Raw genomic sequence first — 16,739 nt, forward strand, 5'->3', positions numbered from 1 at the left:
CTACCATCCGAATGCTAAGCATTCATATACAAATCATTAGCCCCAGTGTAAAAAAACAGAGAATTGACGAGTGTGAAACATAAAAATGCTGACGACAAAAGGCATTAAAAATAGTCTGCTAAAAGATTGAATTTTATCGCAAAGATTATTTGTAAGATCTAGAAAATAGTATATCTTTGCGACACGTCCCCGTAGTTCAATGGATAGAATTTCAGATTCCGGTTCTGACGATATGAGTTCGAATCTCGTCGGGGACACAAAAGGAGACACTTCATAGAAGTTGTCTCCTTTTTTATGCACATAAAAACACCATTAAAGCATATCCATTTAGTGTTCAAAATTTTCAATAAAATTATTTAGCCTTTTGGTTACCAATCACTTAAAAAAATCAGGTTTACAGCATCTCTTTCCCCCTTTGTAGAGTTCGATTTCTCTTTAGGGATTCGGTACTGGCTATATAGATTGACAATGTAATATCTGACCCACAATATAAAAGATTTGAGATATATTCTTTAATAGATTTCGCTTCTGAATTGATTCAGTGCCCTTTCATCAGCAAATCCTACCAATACATCAATAAGTTTCTCCGTCGTTGAGATCTTATTTTCGTGCACCATTCTCATAAATTTCAACATTTTTTCTTCTCCTATATTCTTCTCCAATTGATATAGGATATAAGGCCCTTTATAATAAGCAACCGAATGCCAGTTACTATCTCCTGTCTTTGTCTGAGAAATTTTGGTCGTTTTTTTATAGGCTTCTTCATATTTTCTCAATTGTTTTGCAAAGATCTCAGGTGAAAATGTCTTTTCTAACCATTTCAATGTAGAATATTCGGCAAAAGATTCATTAAGCCAGTCTTCCCATACCCCTGTTTTAGCATTCTGCCACCACAGATGTGCAATCTCATGAGCAAGTACTTTTTTATCAATCAGACCATATCCATCCAATAAGGACAAAGAAATGAATCCGCGCCTTGCATAAGACATATCGTGCTCAAAGGGATTTACGGTAATGACTAAGCTTTCCGTAAGACTGTTTCCGTAATTACTTTGATAGAAATTGTACATTGCAGAAGATGACTCTTTGATTTCTCTTATTTTTTCAGATGAAAGCTGTACCGAGAAAAATTTGATTTTCGTATTGTACGATTTGAAACGCTGGAATCTATTGGATAAGACAAGAGGTATGTCAAAGTGATTGTTGTTGTTAACGATTATCGTATTCTGGCTTTCTTCTTTGATGTCACCGTTACCAATAATTTCATAATTCTTCGGAACACTAAATTCCAGTCGATACGAATAGTTCTTATCTTCGATATTGACCGGAAACCAACCTGTGTAGAGGCTCAATTCGATCCAATTGGGATTATATGCAAATACCTTGTTCTCAATCCTGTCCAGCGGGTATGAGTAGGAAATATAGAGATCAAATTTCGAAGGAAAACCGTTTTGAATGGAAACCTTTTTTAAGTCTTCTATAACTTCTAATATCTCATATTTTATAGCTTTGTTTCCATAATCGAGGCTCCTTATCTCTGAATTTTTATTGATATAGAATTGAATATCATTGGTTCCGGTATTCAAATATTTAATCTTGAAAGATGCATTAATGATTTTCAGAGAATCTAAATATACACTTCCCTCATAATGTGTTATCTTTTGCCCATTTACTAAATTGCTAATTAGCATGCACATTATTGACATGACATTTTTTAATTTTAAAGTATTTGACATAAGTTTTGATTCATAATTATAATGAGTTAATACTTAAATATAAATAATCCGTTCTGCCTATAACGATAAATGAATCAGCTAACTGTTAAATCAAGATGTTTCCATTTATATAGATTCTCAGCATGCGAAAAATTATACCCGACCGAAACCTCTTGATTGTTCCTTTTTTCCGTTCAAAAAGCAGAAGGCAGACGTATAAAAGACAATTATGAAAGAGTATTCATTACATTAGATTTATACAGATATGTGATTTTTATAATGTTTCTCCTATCTTTAAGGATTAGACAAACAAAACAAACAGATAGAATTGCATAGGAAATCTCGTGTTACCTGCACTTCACTTTATAAACGAAAAAGACTATCCTAGGATAGTCTTTTTTGTTTATAAGCTCTTTTGCAATAACTTGTGTTGCGAAGCCGTAAAAATGTTCCGGAAGATTATATTGATTTCATGTTCGATGGCGGCCCCCGAAATTCCGGTATGTGGATAGAGTCTTATTGTATTTGTCAAGATAGATTCCACAAAATCTCGACTTTGTATCCCTATCTGTTCATAAATTGCTGCATTATCATTGCCATCATGAAGATTTACCCAAGAACGAGCGGCCAAATTCATTATTGCTTCCCTCCGATTAACATAATCTTGCTGAAAGTCATCGAGTACCCTAAACGCTTCTTTACTTTCAGTCTTCTCCCATTTGGATTGATTGCTTTTTAACACAAATAGTTTTTCGATTAAATCCAAAAAGCGCTTATACATTCCCGTAAAGTTGGCCAGTAAAGTCAATTCCGCAAAAGGCATAAAGGGATATTGATACAACAGCTCGCTACGTGTACTTTTTGCCGCATCAATCTCAAAAGACTGCCTACCATCAACAAGTATGTCTTCCAGCGAAAAGGAATGCGAAGCCGTAGCCTCCAATCCAAATGTATCCCAGTCGTAATGCACCAGTACATGGTCACGATCCACAAAAAATGATTTTATTAGTGGTTCACCTTTTTCGTCCAACACGGGTTTTCCTGCCTCCTGAATTGCAGCATTTAAGGTAAAATAGGTTAAATGAGGAGCACCGGTAGCATATCTCCAAAAACCGCGGAGCCGATAATGTTCACCTTCACGTGTAGCTGTACCTGATGCCTGTCCACTGCCGCCAAAACAAACCCGATCCGTTTTGAAAATCTGATCTCCTAAAACCGGATCAATAAAACCGACAAAGAGATTTGCTCCTGAGCATAACGTTACTGTCCAAGCTAATCCCCCATCCCAATAAGCCAGATCAGCCAATAAATTGAGCCCTTCAGGTAGACTTAACCCCAATCCACCCAATGCAGGTGGAACCCAAATCTTAAACCATTTCCGACGAAAAATAAGTTTCAGTTGTCCATCCGACAATGTTTTCTGATGGATTCCCTTAGCTTGATTATCTTTCAGAATAGCAATATCTTCGCTACTGAGTTGCATATCTTTCTTCACTTATTATTCTCCTCCAATTAAAATATCCACTAAATGCCATAACAAATAAAAACAAAGTCAAGCCCGAATAAAGAAATAACCCTTTATGGATCAGTAAAGGAATTGCTATCAGATTACTGATATTCAACAATATCCAATTTTCTATCTTCCGTTTTGCCAATAACCACATCCCTGCCCAAGCTGTACAGGAAACTGCAGAGTCCCAAAGTGGTACATCAGAATCCGTTAAATGTACCAATCCGAAATAAAACAACAGAAAACCGAGAGCGCAGATTCCCCCTACTATCCACCATTCTTTCGGCTCACAATGCGTTATGGGAGCTGCAACATCACTACTATATTTCCAATAGATCCAGCCATAGATGCTCATGATCAAATAATAAAGATGTAGTAATATTTCTGCATATAGTTTCGCATGGAATAATACGTAAACAGAAATTAAGATACCAATAATCCCAAAAATGTAATTGATCGATTTATTTTGCCGGGAAAACCAAACCTGTAAAACACCAAAGGATACCCCTAGCCACTCCGCGATGGTGGCCTGTTGGATCTGTTTTATAAAAGCTTCGAAAATTGTTTCAGAAGTCATCGCCTTGTTTATTATTTCGTGTAATTCATAATAAACCTATGGGAGAAAAACGGACGTTTTTATTGAAATTAAATCCCTACGCCAGCATTACCTGGATCAGGTATATAAAAGCGATTGTACAAGGAGGTACAATCGCTTTTATTGGGTATAATCTCAGCCGAGAATGACCATGGTCATTCCAAGCACCCCATAAGTATATTTTCTGTCGAATTGATTATTCTATATCAATCAATTTCAACGCTTTGTGCGTACGCGTACGCGTTTCTTTACATAGTTGCGCATCATCGTTCAATGATTTCCCGTGTGAAGGAATCATTTCACGTAGTTTTTTACGGTATTCATCTGATTTCGCACGTTCAGGGAAACATCTCTTCAACAGGCTGATCATGATAGCAACTGAGGTCGAAGCTCCAGGAGAAGCTCCTAATAGCGCTGCAATAGAACCATCTGCACTAGAAACGACCTCTGTACCAAATTCTAAAATTCCACCTTTCTTTTCATCTTTCTTGATGACCTGAACACGTTGTCCTGCTTTCTCGATAACCCAATCCTCCAATTTAGCTGTAGGCATAAATTGTTTTAAAGACTCTAGTTTATCTTTTGGTGACTTCATGACTTCAGTAATAAGATACTTCGTCAAAGGTAAGTTGTCAAGTCCGGCTGATAACATCGGACGGATATTGGACAGTTTGATAGAAGCGGGTAAATCGAAGTAAGAACCTTGTTTTAAGAATTTAGTTGAAAAACCTGCATAAGGTCCAAACAATAACGCTTGTTTGCCATCAATATAACGTGTATCTAAGTGCGGTACAGACATTGGAGGAGCTCCAACAGAAGCTTTTCCATATACCTTCGCATGATGTGTATTAATGATTTCTTCATTTACACAACGTAGCCATTGGCCCCCTACAGGAAATCCGCCATAGCCTTTCGCTTCCGGTATTCCAGATTTTTCCAACAATAACAACGAGTGGCCACCGGCCCCAATAAATACAAACTTTGCTTTGATTTCTCTCTTTGTTCCTGTCTTTAAATCTTTGACCTCCACTTCCCAACGGCCATCTTCTTCACGTTCGATGTCGGTTACTTCATGGTTTAAGGAGATCGAAATATTTTCTTTATTTTCAAGATTAGCGATCAAATCACGTGTCAACGACCCAAAATTAACATCAGTACCCAGATCCATTTTTGTTGCAGCGATTTTTTCGTCGGCCTCGCGTCCTTCCATCATCAATGGAATCCACGATTTCAACAATGCCGTATCTTCGGTATACTCCATCCCTTTGAACAAGTTTTGGGTCGTCAATGTTTCCCATCTTGTCTTTAGGAATTTAGCATCTTTTTCACCAAAAACCGCACTCATGTGTGGAATACTACGGATAAAATTTTCAGGTTGGGCAATAATGCCTTTATCAACGAGGTAGGACCAAAATTGCTTAGACACTTCAAATTGCTCAGCAATTTTAACTGCTTTATCAATCTTTACAGAACCATCCTTCTGTTCGGGGGTATAATTTAACTCGCATAAGGCAGAGTGACCCGTGCCAGCATTATTCCAAGCGTCAGAACTTTCAGCAGCCACAACATCCAAACGCTCAAGAATTTCAATATTAACGTCTGGGCTTAATTCATTGATTAGAGTACCCAAAGTAGCACTCATAATACCGGCGCCGATCAGAACAACGTCAACTTCTTTATTTGATTTTTTGCTCATGTTTTTGTGATTGATGCAAATTTAATATAGTTTTTGGTAAACGTCCAAGTCTTTTGTCAAAAAACTGTACTTTTTAGAACCACTTATTCAAAAATACCATTGATTTATTAAAATAATCCTAAGTGAGCGATCGCTTACCGTAAAATTCTAAAATTGTTTCCTGAAAACACTCCCCCACTCCAAGATAAACACAAGGTCAGCACACAATGTTTTTCTATTTTAAACCGTTATTTATCGAAAGATTTTGTGTTATAATATAGTTTTAACATTTTTGCAGAACATCGAAAGGCAATAGTGTACACAATAGCTAAAAAACAAGATCATTTATTCGCTAATACGACGGCATCGAAAAAACACAAGCACTGTGGCATAACCAAGATAAACCAAATGGAAACGAGTTCATGTTTCGTATTGAATTCCAATAACAGACGGGCTGTGAGAGAAAGACAGCGCGTGGAAAATGGACATAAATGCCTAAGTGTGAATAATTGAAGAACAAATAACTTATACAGATGAAAATACTTGAAGGAAAAATTGCTTTAGTAACAGGAGCATCAAAAGGAATCGGAAGGAAAATTGCGGAAGTGTTTGCACAACATGGTGCTAACGTCGCTTTTACATATCTTTCTTCTGTCGAAAAAGGACAGGCGCTGGAACAGGAGCTTCAAGCTTTCGGCACCAAAGTGATTGGTTATCGCTCTGACGCTTCAAAATTCGAAGAAGCAGAACAATTAATCAATGCGATCGTTGCCGATTTTGGAGGATTAGATATCGTTGTAAATAATGCCGGTATCACAAAAGACGGCTTGTTAATGCGTATGACCGAAGAGAATTGGGATGATGTATTAAATGTCAACTTAAAATCTGTCTTTAACGTTACAAAAGCTGCTTCGAAAATTATGATGAAAAACCGTAAAGGTTCATTTATCAATATGTCTTCAGTTGTTGGAGTTCAAGGAAATGCCGGTCAGGCAAATTATGCCGCATCGAAAGCTGGTATTATTGGGTTCACAAAATCCATCGCTAAAGAATTAGGTTCTCGTAATATCCGTGCAAATGTAGTTGCTCCAGGTTTTATACGTACCGAAATGACAGATGTACTGGATCCTAAAGTTGTGGCTGGATGGGAAGCCGGAATTCCATTGAAACGTGCTGGCGAACCAGAAGACGTTGCCAATGCATGTCTTTATTTAGCATCTGATTTATCAGCATACGTAACCGGACAGGTTCTTCCTGTTGATGGTGGTATGTTATAAAATAAACAGGCTTAGGTTAAGTTTTCTTAACTTGACCTAAGCCTGTTCTCTAGTTATATTTCACGGCCTATCCTGATCTATTTCTACGAAACACCTATGCACGCCACAATTAACGGTGTTCTTTTCCAAATTTTAGTTAATTTTGTCTATCAAATTTTTAAATGCTATGACGAACTGGAAGGATTTTTTTGACATTAAAACAGAGGATGATTTTAATCAGCATTGTTTAGATACCTACCAATTCCAAAGCCAGCATTGCAAAGTTTATCGTGACTATATCAGGCTCCTTGGGCGAGAAAAAGACCTTATTCAGCACTATACGGATATTCCTTTCATGCCCATCGAATTTTTTAAGACTCAACAGGTTATTGCTGAAGGAATGGAGGCTGAAATTGTATTCTCGAGTTCGGGTACAACGGGTATGGTTACCTCAAAACATCTGGTCGCTGACCGGAGTATATATGAGCGAACTTTTCGGAAGATTTTTGAAAGTTTCTATGGTCCGCTCGGCAACATCGCCGTCCTTGCATTGCTCCCATCCTACCTAGAGCGAAGTGGTTCGTCGCTGATCTATATGATTGATGATCTCATGAAGCAAAGTGAACAACCTGAAAGCAATTATTTTCTCTATAACCACCAAGAGCTTTACGATACACTTATTAAGCTCAAAAATAAAGGCACAAAGACCATCCTCTTTGGCGTAACGTATGCCCTACTCGACTTCATTGAACAATATGCCTTTGAATTTCCTGAACTGATCATTATGGAAACCGGCGGAATGAAAGGTAAGCGTAAGGAAATGGTGAAACAGGAAATCCATAAACTCCTGGAAGAAGCCTTTTCTGTCCATGGTATCCATTCTGAATATGGCATGACAGAGTTACTCTCACAAGGCTACTCTTCAGGTCAGGGAATATTCTATCTTCCCAAATGGATGAAAATCTTGATTCGAGATACCAATGATCCTTTAAGCCTGATTCCTTTGAATAAAACTGGCGGTATCAATGTAATCGACCTCGCCAATCGCTACTCGTGTTCATTTATAGCCACACAAGATTTAGGCAAAGTATATCAGGATGGATCTTTTGAAATATTGGGACGTTTTGACCAAAGTGATATTCGTGGTTGTAATCTCTTGGTTCAGTAATGATCTAACATGATCAGCGCGGCATTTGCCAAACGGCTTGGTTCCCTCAAGGCAAATTGCCTATACCACAATAAAAAACACCTGGTCTTAATGCACGGCCAGGTGTTTTTTTATTCGAATTACGATCCTTATTTCAGACTCGGATCTTCAAAGGTGTTGCCCGATCGCATATCCCCTGAGTCATATCCTTTTTTAAACCATTCCATACGCTGGGCGGATGTACCATGTGTAAATGATTCAGGAACAGCATAGCCCTGTGCTTCCGTCTGTAATTTATCATCACCAACAGCAGCTGCAGCTTTCATCCCGTCCATTATATCATTATAATCAATTTTTACATCTGTTAATTCATTGATGTAATGCGCCCATACACCAGCATAAAAATCCGCTTGCAGCTCGGTCATAACGGAAATCCTGTTATTTTCACGCTCACTCAGTTTCCCTCGGGCTTGATTGGTCTTCGGCAATAATCCCACCAATTGTTGGATATGATGTCCAACTTCATGCGCAATTACATATGCCATAGCGAACTCTCCCTTTGCACCGAATTTATCCGACAGTTCTTTACTAAAGCTCAGATCCAGATAAATCTTTTGATCACCCGGACAATAAAAAGGTCCGTAAGAAGCCTGCCCCATACCACAACCATCCGTTTGTGTTCCCCCATCGTAAAATACGAGTGTTGTAGGGGTATAATTTTTCTGCATCTGCTCTTTAAACAGCTTTGCCCAAACATCCTCGGTACTCTGAAGTACAGTTAATGAAAATTCAGTTAGTCTTTTTTCCTCAGGATTTAACTCACGCGGCTGTCCCGACTGTTCAGTTTGCGCCCCCATATTTTGGGCTTGCTGTAAGAGTTGCATCGGATCTCCACCCATCAAAAATCCAATGACCAAAACAATAATTCCACCAATTCCTCCTAAAGCAATTTTTCCTCCCCCCGACATTCCACGACGGTCCTCAAAATTACCACTTTGCTTGCCTCCTTGCCATTTCATAGTATTCCTATATTACAGTTAATAATCTTTTCTAATGTTGGTTAAACACAAATTCGGTACCAATGTTCTACATGAAGTAAATTTATTTTAAGAAAAAATTTACTTCACTTTACCTCATAGCCCGCATCATATAAATAAATCTACCAGCAAACAAATGAAAGTCATAAGCAAAAACAATGCTTTATAAGAGTAAAAACAGGAATTATTTCCCTAAGTCGTGATATTCGTCATTGCACATCAAAGCAAATTTGGCTAAGTTTGGGCTTTCAAAAAAACTGACATGAAATTAGAAGAACAATTACAAGCGAGAGCTGGCGGGAAATGTGAGCTGACAGGCGAAGATGCTACTTTAATTGCCTACACATTACCACCGGAAATAACATCAAATTTGGACAATACTTTACTGATTTCAGAAACATTGGTCAATCAGCTCAACAAAACGGAGCAATTAAATCCAGACGACTGGAAATTCCTTCCAAATGCGATGTGGTCCGAAAACCCATCGGTGCAAATTGTATGCTGGCGTATGTTAAACCGATTAAAAAATGAAGGCTGGGCGTCTGAAGCACTGGATATCCTCTATCTCGACGATGAAACACTATTGGAAGCTAAGAAAACTGGAGATCATGAAAATGATGGCTATGTTTCTTTTCATGAAGATAGCATCGGGCAACGACTGTTGGAGGGCGATACCGTTGTTCTGACAAAAACGCTTGACGTGAAAGGTTCCTCCTTAAAAGCGACTTTAGGCACCGTGGTTAAGAATATTCGACTAGTAGCAGACAATATCGAACAAATTGAAGGAAAGATTGAAGGTCAAACAATCGTTATACTTACCAAATATCTCCGTAAACAAAATTAAAATAGACTTTTCGACTAAATAATTAAGGCTTAAACTGGTGTTCATTCCTGTTTAAGCCTTAACTATTTAGATAGATAGCTGTCACTATTGCGGATAATTCCGCACAAATTCAAAACGATAGTTTGGATGTTGTTTGAGACTATCGATCAAATCCGATAATAACCGCTGTCCTTTTTTCGTTTGATACATATTATCATGTGTCAATAGCACAACATTGTTTTTCGTATAAGAGGTACCTTTACGAAGTAAATTCTTCATTTGGGTATACAACTGATTCACCGATAGGTCTGGCTTCCCTGTAACACCATTAATCTTCCACTCACAGTCCCAACCAATTACTTTATAACCATTCTGGTGTAGTAACTCGGCCGTCGAAGCCCCACTTTTCAAATCAACCTTTTTACGGTCTCCGATATACCAGATATTTCGTCCCGGCAACCGCACTATTTTATGTGTTAAACCCAGTGATTGCTCAGCAAGTTCAAAATCTTCAAAAGCCGTCTGTGGATTCGAATAGAAAGTACTGTATTTATTGTGCGCATGCCAGTAACTGTGGTTGTAACAATCCACTAAAGGATTATTCTTATAACGTTCTGTAAAACTGTGTAATTTTTTACTCATTTTGTCATGATTGCCAATCAGAAAAGCATTAATTTTGATGCCTTTAGCAGTCGCAATGGAATCAAGGTGCTGGCTTCCATTCAGTGGACCATCGTCAAAAGTGAGATAAATATAACGTGGAGAAACTGTATCAGTCAACAATACTGTCGTATCTTTAGTCCCTTTGTAGTCCACATTTTCTTCCATTTTTGTAATGGTGTCTTTACGCAGCGAATCCACTTTACTTATAGAATCTTGCACAGCAAGCAAACTATCCTTTTTTGGCGGCATAGAGTCAACAGCTCCCACATTTTGCACCTTATTTGTCCCACTTTGATTGCAGGAGTAAAATCCAAAAATAGATATACTTAACCCTACCCATACAACACCCGAATTAACCACTTTTCTCATCACAAAAATTAACTTACACATTACAATTATTTCCCAAAAACTCAAAATCGCCTAAAATAGGCTGACCTCAGTCCCGTGTAGCGCAAAATTAATATATTTTTCATTAATCAAGCTGTTATGTTATTTAATTTATTGTGCATGTACACTAAAAGCTTCATGATTCCGCAAGCACCCAAAGCTACGAATGCAAACAGCGTGTTATTTCTGGCCAAAAAAAAGGAACCTATATTTATATAGATTCCTTTTTTATCATGTTATTCAACTACTCGATTAATCTCTATGTCTTCCTCCGTGACCGTTACCACGCCCATGTCCGTTTCCATGCCCTTGGTTATTGCCACGTCCATGTCCATTTCCTCTATCGTATCGACGGCTTTCTCCCCATGAATGTTCGCGCCTTACACTACGCTCGCTGGCAAATGAATACCCGCTACCACCGTGGTGGTTGTCACGGATAGATACTTGTCTTCCACGGTAACCGCCATAACGGCTTCTATACCGATCGTGGTGATGCCATGGTGTGCGATCGTTAATAACCACTTTATGAGCCCGATAAAAATCGTAATGTCTGTATCTCCTCGGTAAACTTGTTCTTCTTATCCAGCCGCCATTATCATAATAAACGTAACATCTCGCGGGTACATCGTAATACATATTGTATTCTGGAATATAATAATAACGAGCATAATCATAACCTACTGGCCCCCAGCTTGGCTGACTCCCAATATTGACACTAATACTGACTTGCGCTTGTGCAGCTCCCGCTGTAAAAAGGCCTGCAATAATCGCCGCCGCGTAAAACAATTTTTTCATAAGTAGCTCCTCCCTCTAGTTTGTAATTTCTTCTTTACAATACGACAACAAACAGTGTGCAAAAGATTAATGTTCAAATGTTAATTTTTGTTAACACAACAATAAGAGCTTCATTTTAAACAGGTTGAATATGATTATAGTTAGCAATAAAACCGCAAACTTTTTAGTAGGATCAGTTGTTCAGATCATACAGACTTTAATGAACTAATCACAATGAGTATATATAACGTAGGAATATTGGTTGGTAGCTTACGAAAGGAATCTTACAACAAAAAAATTGCGCAGTTTATTCTTGAACAAGAGGAATCTAAATTTGGCTATCGCATAATCGATATCAGCGAGCTTCCCCTATATAATCAGGATGTTGACGATGTAGGAAATCCTCCTCCGAGCTATGTGCGATTTCGGAAAGAGGTTGCGTCCCTGGATGCTGTACTTTTTATTACTGCAGAGTATAATCGTTCTATTCCTGCAGTTTTAAAAAATGCGATTGACGTGGGTTCAAGACCCTATGGAAAAAATAAATGGGATGGTAAACCTGGCGCAATAATTTCTTCATCAACGGGAGTTTACGGAGGCTTTGGCGCCAACCACCATTTACGTCAATCACTGGTCTTCGTCAATATCTTAACGATGCAGCAACCCGAAGCTTATTTGGGCAGTATAACAACATGTATTGGTCCCAGTGGGACTATTGAATCACAAAAAACCAAAGATTTTCTACGCAGCTTTAAAAATGCCTTTGAGCAATGGGCTGAGCGAATTATACATACAAAAGGTCAGGATTAAATCCTGACCTTTTGTATGTATAATCAAATTATTCTAGTCCTGTTCATCACTGACGTCATAGTTCCAATGTTGTAATTTTTCCTGCAAAATCCGCGATATCTTATTGAAATAGCGCTTTTGCTTATAGCCCATTACCCATTGTACGCCCTGTACAGCATTGGTACAGAAAATCTCATCCGCCCGTTTCATGATTTCGGGGCTTATCTGTGCCTCAACAACCTCTATACCTTCATCCTGTGCCATGTCCATAACCACCCGGCGCATTACTCCTTCAATACATCCTTCGGATAACGCTGGTGTATAAAGTACCTTTTCATAATAGACAAAGATATTTGAAATCAAGGATTCACATAGATAACCTTCCTGATTTAGAATCAATACATCATCAAAAGCCATTTTCTTTTTATAGATGCCAGCCAACACATAAATCTGCGCATTTAAAGATTTAATCTTTGAAAGATCGCTATACGGTTTTTTGAATTCACTGTACAGCCCTACAATCAAACCGACCTTCTTATCGCGAAGATTAGGTTCTATGCGCTGCACCTGCAAAACAAAACCAGGTTTATTACTCGTTGGACTATACAATCCGCCTCCAGATCTAAACACGATCAATCGGATACGAACCTGCTGCCCCAACATGTTGTTTTTACGGATTAATTCTTCGGATCTCGAACGAATAAAAAATTCATCGAACAGGTTCGCATCATCCAAATGAATCAACTCCATTCCTTTCTGTAAACGCTCGACATGAAAATTTAGAAAGCGGATATCACCATCCTTATACAGCATCGTTTCGAATAATCCATCCCCATAACGGAAACCTCTATTCTCAATGCTAAATATTTCCTGATCTTCCGGCACTACACTTCCATTGAAATTGATATAGTTTGTTGGCATCTTAATTTTGTTCTAAATTTTAATCATTTTCTATAGCCATTGAATTTGCCGCATATCCGCGCCACTTTTCTAAAGCTAAACGAAAATCTTCCGGAAATGGTACCTCAAAATACATATTTTCTTTTGTAGAAGGATGGATAAATCCCAATACTTGCGCATGAAGGGCTTGTCGCGGCAGTAATGAAAAACAGTTATCCACAAACTGCTTGTACTTTGAAAACACGGTACCTTTTAAAATCTTATCTCCACCATACATTGCATCATTAAATAACGGATGACCAATAGATTGCATATGCGTACGAATTTGGTGTGTACGCCCTGTTTCTAACTGACATTCTATTAAAGTAACATAGCCCAGTCGCTCCAAAACTCTGTAATGTGTCACTGACCAACGCCCTTTGTCTTCACCATCATACATCGCCATGATGCGTCTGTCTTTTAGATGACGTCCAATATAACCTGTAATTGTTCCGTCCTCCTTTAAATCACCCCAAACTAATGCAATATACTTACGGGTAATGCTGTGATCGAAAAACTGTTTTGCCAAAAAGGCCATTGATTTTTCATTTTTAGCAATAACCAATAGTCCGGAAGTGTCTTTATCGATTCGATGCACCAACCCCGGGCGATCGGAGTTTCCTGGGAGCTGTGGCAGCTGCTGTATATGATAAGTTAATGCATTTACCAAGGTTCCCGTATAATTATTATATCCTGGATGCACGACCATTCCCGCCTCTTTATTCACAATCAGCACGTCGTCATCCTCGTATTTGATATCCAATGGAATGTTTTCAGGATAAACTTCGTTATCCCGTGGTGGATCAGGTAGCACCAATGTAATCACATCATCAGGTCTAACCTTATAGCTCGCCTTGATCTCCTTACCGTTAACCATGACAGAACCTGCTTCAATAGCATGCTGAATTTTGCTCCGCGTAGCATTTTCTACCCTGTTCATCAGGTATTTGTCAATGCGGAGTAATGCTTGTCCCTTATCCACCTCAATACGTAGATGCTCAAATAATTCTTGTTCTTCCTGATCTTGCGATCCTATTTGTTCTGTCATGCTACAAAAATAAACCAAATGAAACAATTTTCGTTAAATTTGTTTTCATTTAATGTTATGTTGCCCTTCAAAATCCATAGCCCCGAAACTGAATTGTGCCTCCCAGCCTGGGAGAAGAAGCATATTAAAGTAACACTTAAGCGCGATGACCTCATCCATCCTTTTATTTCAGGCAATAAATGGCGAAAATTAAAATATAATCTGGAAGAAGCCCTGCTGCTTCAGAAAAATCATCTTGTTACATTTGGTGGAGCATGGAGCAACCATCTTTTAGCTACCGCTTGCGCCGGAGCTACCTTCAAGTTTAAAACAACCGCTTTTGTTCGAGGTGAAGAAGGGGTTAACAACCCTGTTTTAGCGATGTGCCGCCTTTTTGGGATGCAGCTCATTTACGTCGACCGCGAATCTTACCGAGATAAAGAAAATTTATACAACACCTATTTTGGTCAGGATCCAACGACGTTCTATATACACGAGGGTGGTTACGGCATGCTAGGAGCAAAAGGTTGCTCCGAACTCGTTGATGAACTCCAACATGAATACCAGCATATTTTTACCGCCTGCGGCACAGGAACAACATTAGCTGGAATAGCCAATGCTATAGAAAAACGAGATCTATTTACCCGCGTACACGGCATACCTGTTTTAAAAAATGGGGGCTTTATTCAGCAGGAAGTCGATCAACTTTACCCCAACATCACCCCTCCTATTTTACATCTTGATTATCATTTTGGTGGTTATGCAAAATCCAATACCGACTTGCTCGCCTTTGTGCAGCATTTTATAGCTGCTACAGGAATCATGATCGAGCCCACCTATACCGGCAAATTACTTTATGCCGTAGATGATCTGATCAAAAAGGACTACTTTACCCCCGCAGATCAGGTACTCGTTATTCATACTGGCGGACTTACAGGCCTGCTTGGTATGTACGAACGTTTCAATTTTATTGATCTACATCAATAAATACGCTAGAACGCCGTACAGAGACATTTGATTGACATTTATTCAGCAATTATATCGTAAGTTTGACCAGATTTTAAAATAAAACATAGCGAAAACATGCGAAATTCATGATTTTCTAAAGGTAAAAACGAGGTCAGTATAGGGTAGTTTTGCCCCTATTCAACACCTCATAAATTAATGATATAAAGATGAAAATATTAGCATTTGCAGGAACAAGCAACAAAAATTCAATCAACAAAACGTTCGTCACAAGTACTTCCAAATACTATAAAGAAGCAGACGATATCATCGAATTGCTAGACTTAAACCATTTTGAAATGCCTATCTATTCTTACGACAAAGAAGTTGAGTTGGGCATTCCACAATTGGCGCATGACTTTGCAGCTAAAATGGACGCAGCAGATTTCCTTTTGATTTCTTTGGCCGAACACAATGGGTCATATACTACAGCTTACAAAAATATTGTTGACTGGGTTTCGCGTATTCCTAACCGCAAATTATTCAATGGCAAGCCTGTTTTTTTATTGGCTACTGCCCCTGGTCCAATGGGAGGTGCCACGGTATTGAACACCGCAGTAAACCGAATCACTTGGGATGGCGCCGATATATTAGACTCCTTCTCCCTTCCTGAATTCCACAAAAACTTTGAAGAAGGTAAAGGTATTATCGATCCCACTTTAAGAAGTCAATTAGAAGCTAAAGTGCGTAAAACAAAACGTGCACTTGCCGAAAAATTAGCCGTGCAAGGTTAACAAAAGATTAACAAATAATCATTGTGAATACCTCTTTTAATATGTAAATTGAAAACCTATTAAAAGAGGTTTTTTGATATGGCAAAAAAAATATTACTACTTGTAGGTGACTTTGTAGAAGATTACGAAGCAATGGTTCCATTTCAAGCAATGGGTTCAATAGGATTAACGGTAGATGCAATTGCTCCGGACCGCAAAAGTGGAGATGTAGTTCCCACAGCAGTGCATGATTTCACTGGTGATCAGACTTATAAAGAACTGCGCGGGCATAATTTCGCAATCAATAAAGATTTCGACGCGGTAAATGTCGAAGATTATGACGGTCTATATATTGCTGGAGGGCGATCGGCAGAATATATTCGACTCAACAAACGTGTTTTGGAGATTACGAGACACTTCTTTGAGCACAATAAACCTGTGGCAGCAATATGTCATGGCATCCAAGTGTTGACAGCAGCAAAAGTACTCGCAGGTCGCACATTGACAGCTTATGTTGCTGTGGGTCCCGACATTGAACTAGCAGGCGGCACATGGAAAAACATCCCTGCGGATCAAGCGGTCGTAGACGGCAATTTGGTCACCTCTCCTGCTTGGCCAGGACACCAGGCAATTTTAAAAGAGTTTTACAAATTATTAGGTATAACAATTACAATTTAAGTATTT

Annotated in this window: 16 protein-coding genes, 1 tRNA gene and 1 riboswitch; of the genes, 8 read left to right on the plus strand and 9 right to left on the minus strand. The window is 38.6% G+C overall.

Annotation, left to right across the window (positions count from 1 at the left end):
- Positions 1–185: 185 nt before the first annotated feature.
- Positions 186–257: transfer RNA gene (locus tag M2419_RS13530), tRNA-Arg, on the plus strand.
- 255 nt (positions 258–512) lie between these two features.
- Here M2419_RS13530 and M2419_RS13535 read toward each other — a convergent pair.
- From M2419_RS13535 to M2419_RS13550, 4 genes are all read right to left on the minus strand, one after another.
- Positions 513–1,736 (minus strand): M1 family aminopeptidase, encoded by a 1,224-nt coding sequence (locus M2419_RS13535; protein ID WP_182332749.1) that lies wholly within the window; start codon positions 1,734–1,736, stop codon positions 513–515.
- A gap of 382 nt (positions 1,737–2,118) precedes the next feature.
- Positions 2,119–3,198 carry an acyl-CoA dehydrogenase gene (locus M2419_RS13540; protein WP_259255250.1) on the minus strand — a complete coding sequence of 360 codons (1,080 nt, stop codon included), beginning with the start codon at positions 3,196–3,198 and terminating at the stop codon, positions 2,119–2,121.
- Positions 3,185–3,802: a nicotinamide riboside transporter PnuC gene (pnuC, locus tag M2419_RS13545; protein ID WP_159728759.1), complete on the minus strand. Its 618-nt coding sequence runs from the start codon at positions 3,800–3,802 to the stop codon at positions 3,185–3,187. Before pnuC ends, M2419_RS13540 begins: the two co-directional genes overlap by 14 nt.
- Before the next feature lie 55 nt (positions 3,803–3,857).
- Positions 3,858–4,002: riboswitch (TPP riboswitch) on the minus strand.
- 14 nt (positions 4,003–4,016) lie between these two features.
- Positions 4,017–5,516 (minus strand): malate:quinone oxidoreductase, encoded by a 1,500-nt coding sequence (locus M2419_RS13550; protein ID WP_259255251.1) that lies wholly within the window; start codon positions 5,514–5,516, stop codon positions 4,017–4,019.
- 512 nt (positions 5,517–6,028) lie between these two features.
- Between M2419_RS13550 and fabG the strand changes: the two genes are divergently transcribed.
- Both fabG and M2419_RS13560 read left to right on the plus strand, forming a co-directional pair.
- A complete protein-coding gene (gene fabG / locus M2419_RS13555; protein ID WP_075991942.1) occupies positions 6,029–6,772 on the plus strand; it encodes a 3-oxoacyl-[acyl-carrier-protein] reductase in 744 nt (247 codons plus the stop codon).
- Positions 6,773–6,938: 166 nt separating this feature from the next.
- Positions 6,939–7,919 carry an acyl transferase gene (locus M2419_RS13560; RefSeq protein WP_153847421.1) on the plus strand — a complete coding sequence of 327 codons (981 nt, stop codon included), beginning with the start codon at positions 6,939–6,941 and terminating at the stop codon, positions 7,917–7,919.
- 128 nt (positions 7,920–8,047) lie between these two features.
- Here the strand turns inward: M2419_RS13560 and M2419_RS13565 are convergent, their stop codons facing one another.
- Positions 8,048–8,917, minus strand: coding sequence for a neutral zinc metallopeptidase (locus M2419_RS13565; protein WP_153847420.1), 870 nt, complete (start codon positions 8,915–8,917; stop codon positions 8,048–8,050).
- 280 nt (positions 8,918–9,197) lie between these two features.
- On the opposite strand from M2419_RS13565, the gene M2419_RS13570 reads away from it, so the two are divergent.
- Positions 9,198–9,779: an alkylphosphonate utilization protein gene (locus M2419_RS13570; protein WP_075991939.1), complete on the plus strand. Its 582-nt coding sequence runs from the start codon at positions 9,198–9,200 to the stop codon at positions 9,777–9,779.
- A gap of 84 nt (positions 9,780–9,863) precedes the next feature.
- Here the strand turns inward: M2419_RS13570 and M2419_RS13575 are convergent, their stop codons facing one another.
- Both M2419_RS13575 and M2419_RS13580 read right to left on the minus strand, forming a co-directional pair.
- Entirely contained in the window at positions 9,864–10,790 is a 927-nt protein-coding gene (locus M2419_RS13575; RefSeq protein WP_153847419.1) for a polysaccharide deacetylase family protein, read from the minus strand.
- A gap of 270 nt (positions 10,791–11,060) precedes the next feature.
- Positions 11,061–11,603, minus strand: a complete 543-nt coding sequence (locus tag M2419_RS13580; RefSeq protein WP_259255252.1) for a hypothetical protein — start codon at positions 11,601–11,603, stop codon at positions 11,061–11,063.
- A gap of 213 nt (positions 11,604–11,816) precedes the next feature.
- On the opposite strand from M2419_RS13580, the gene M2419_RS13585 reads away from it, so the two are divergent.
- Positions 11,817–12,392 carry an NADPH-dependent FMN reductase gene (locus M2419_RS13585; protein WP_153847417.1) on the plus strand — a complete coding sequence of 192 codons (576 nt, stop codon included), beginning with the start codon at positions 11,817–11,819 and terminating at the stop codon, positions 12,390–12,392.
- A gap of 33 nt (positions 12,393–12,425) precedes the next feature.
- On the opposite strand, the gene M2419_RS13590 is transcribed toward M2419_RS13585, so the two are convergent.
- Together M2419_RS13590 and M2419_RS13595 are read right to left on the minus strand one after the other, a co-directional pair.
- Positions 12,426–13,292, minus strand: a complete 867-nt coding sequence (locus M2419_RS13590; RefSeq protein ID WP_159728763.1) for an aminotransferase class IV — start codon at positions 13,290–13,292, stop codon at positions 12,426–12,428.
- A gap of 19 nt (positions 13,293–13,311) precedes the next feature.
- Entirely contained in the window at positions 13,312–14,358 is a 1,047-nt protein-coding gene (locus tag M2419_RS13595) for an RluA family pseudouridine synthase (RefSeq protein WP_182332752.1), read from the minus strand.
- 18 nt (positions 14,359–14,376) lie between these two features.
- On the opposite strand from M2419_RS13595, the gene M2419_RS13600 reads away from it, so the two are divergent.
- The 3 genes from M2419_RS13600 (at position 14,377) to M2419_RS13610 (ending at position 16,733) form a co-directional block, all read left to right on the plus strand.
- Positions 14,377–15,324 carry a 1-aminocyclopropane-1-carboxylate deaminase/D-cysteine desulfhydrase gene (locus M2419_RS13600; protein ID WP_259255254.1) on the plus strand — a complete coding sequence of 316 codons (948 nt, stop codon included), beginning with the start codon at positions 14,377–14,379 and terminating at the stop codon, positions 15,322–15,324.
- A gap of 188 nt (positions 15,325–15,512) precedes the next feature.
- Complete coding sequence (locus tag M2419_RS13605; protein ID WP_153847414.1) at positions 15,513–16,076, plus strand: NADPH-dependent FMN reductase; 564 nt, start codon at positions 15,513–15,515, stop codon at positions 16,074–16,076.
- Between the two features lie 78 nt (positions 16,077–16,154).
- The gene (locus M2419_RS13610; protein ID WP_153847413.1) at positions 16,155–16,733 is read left to right on the plus strand and encodes a DJ-1/PfpI family protein; all 579 of its coding nucleotides are present in this window, start codon (positions 16,155–16,157) and stop codon (positions 16,731–16,733) included.
- Positions 16,734–16,739 lie beyond the last annotated feature (6 nt).

Origin of the sequence: Sphingobacterium sp. BIGb0116, assembly GCF_024808035.1 — a bacterium.
Taxonomy (GTDB): Bacteria; Bacteroidota; Bacteroidia; order Sphingobacteriales; family Sphingobacteriaceae; genus Sphingobacterium; species Sphingobacterium paramultivorum.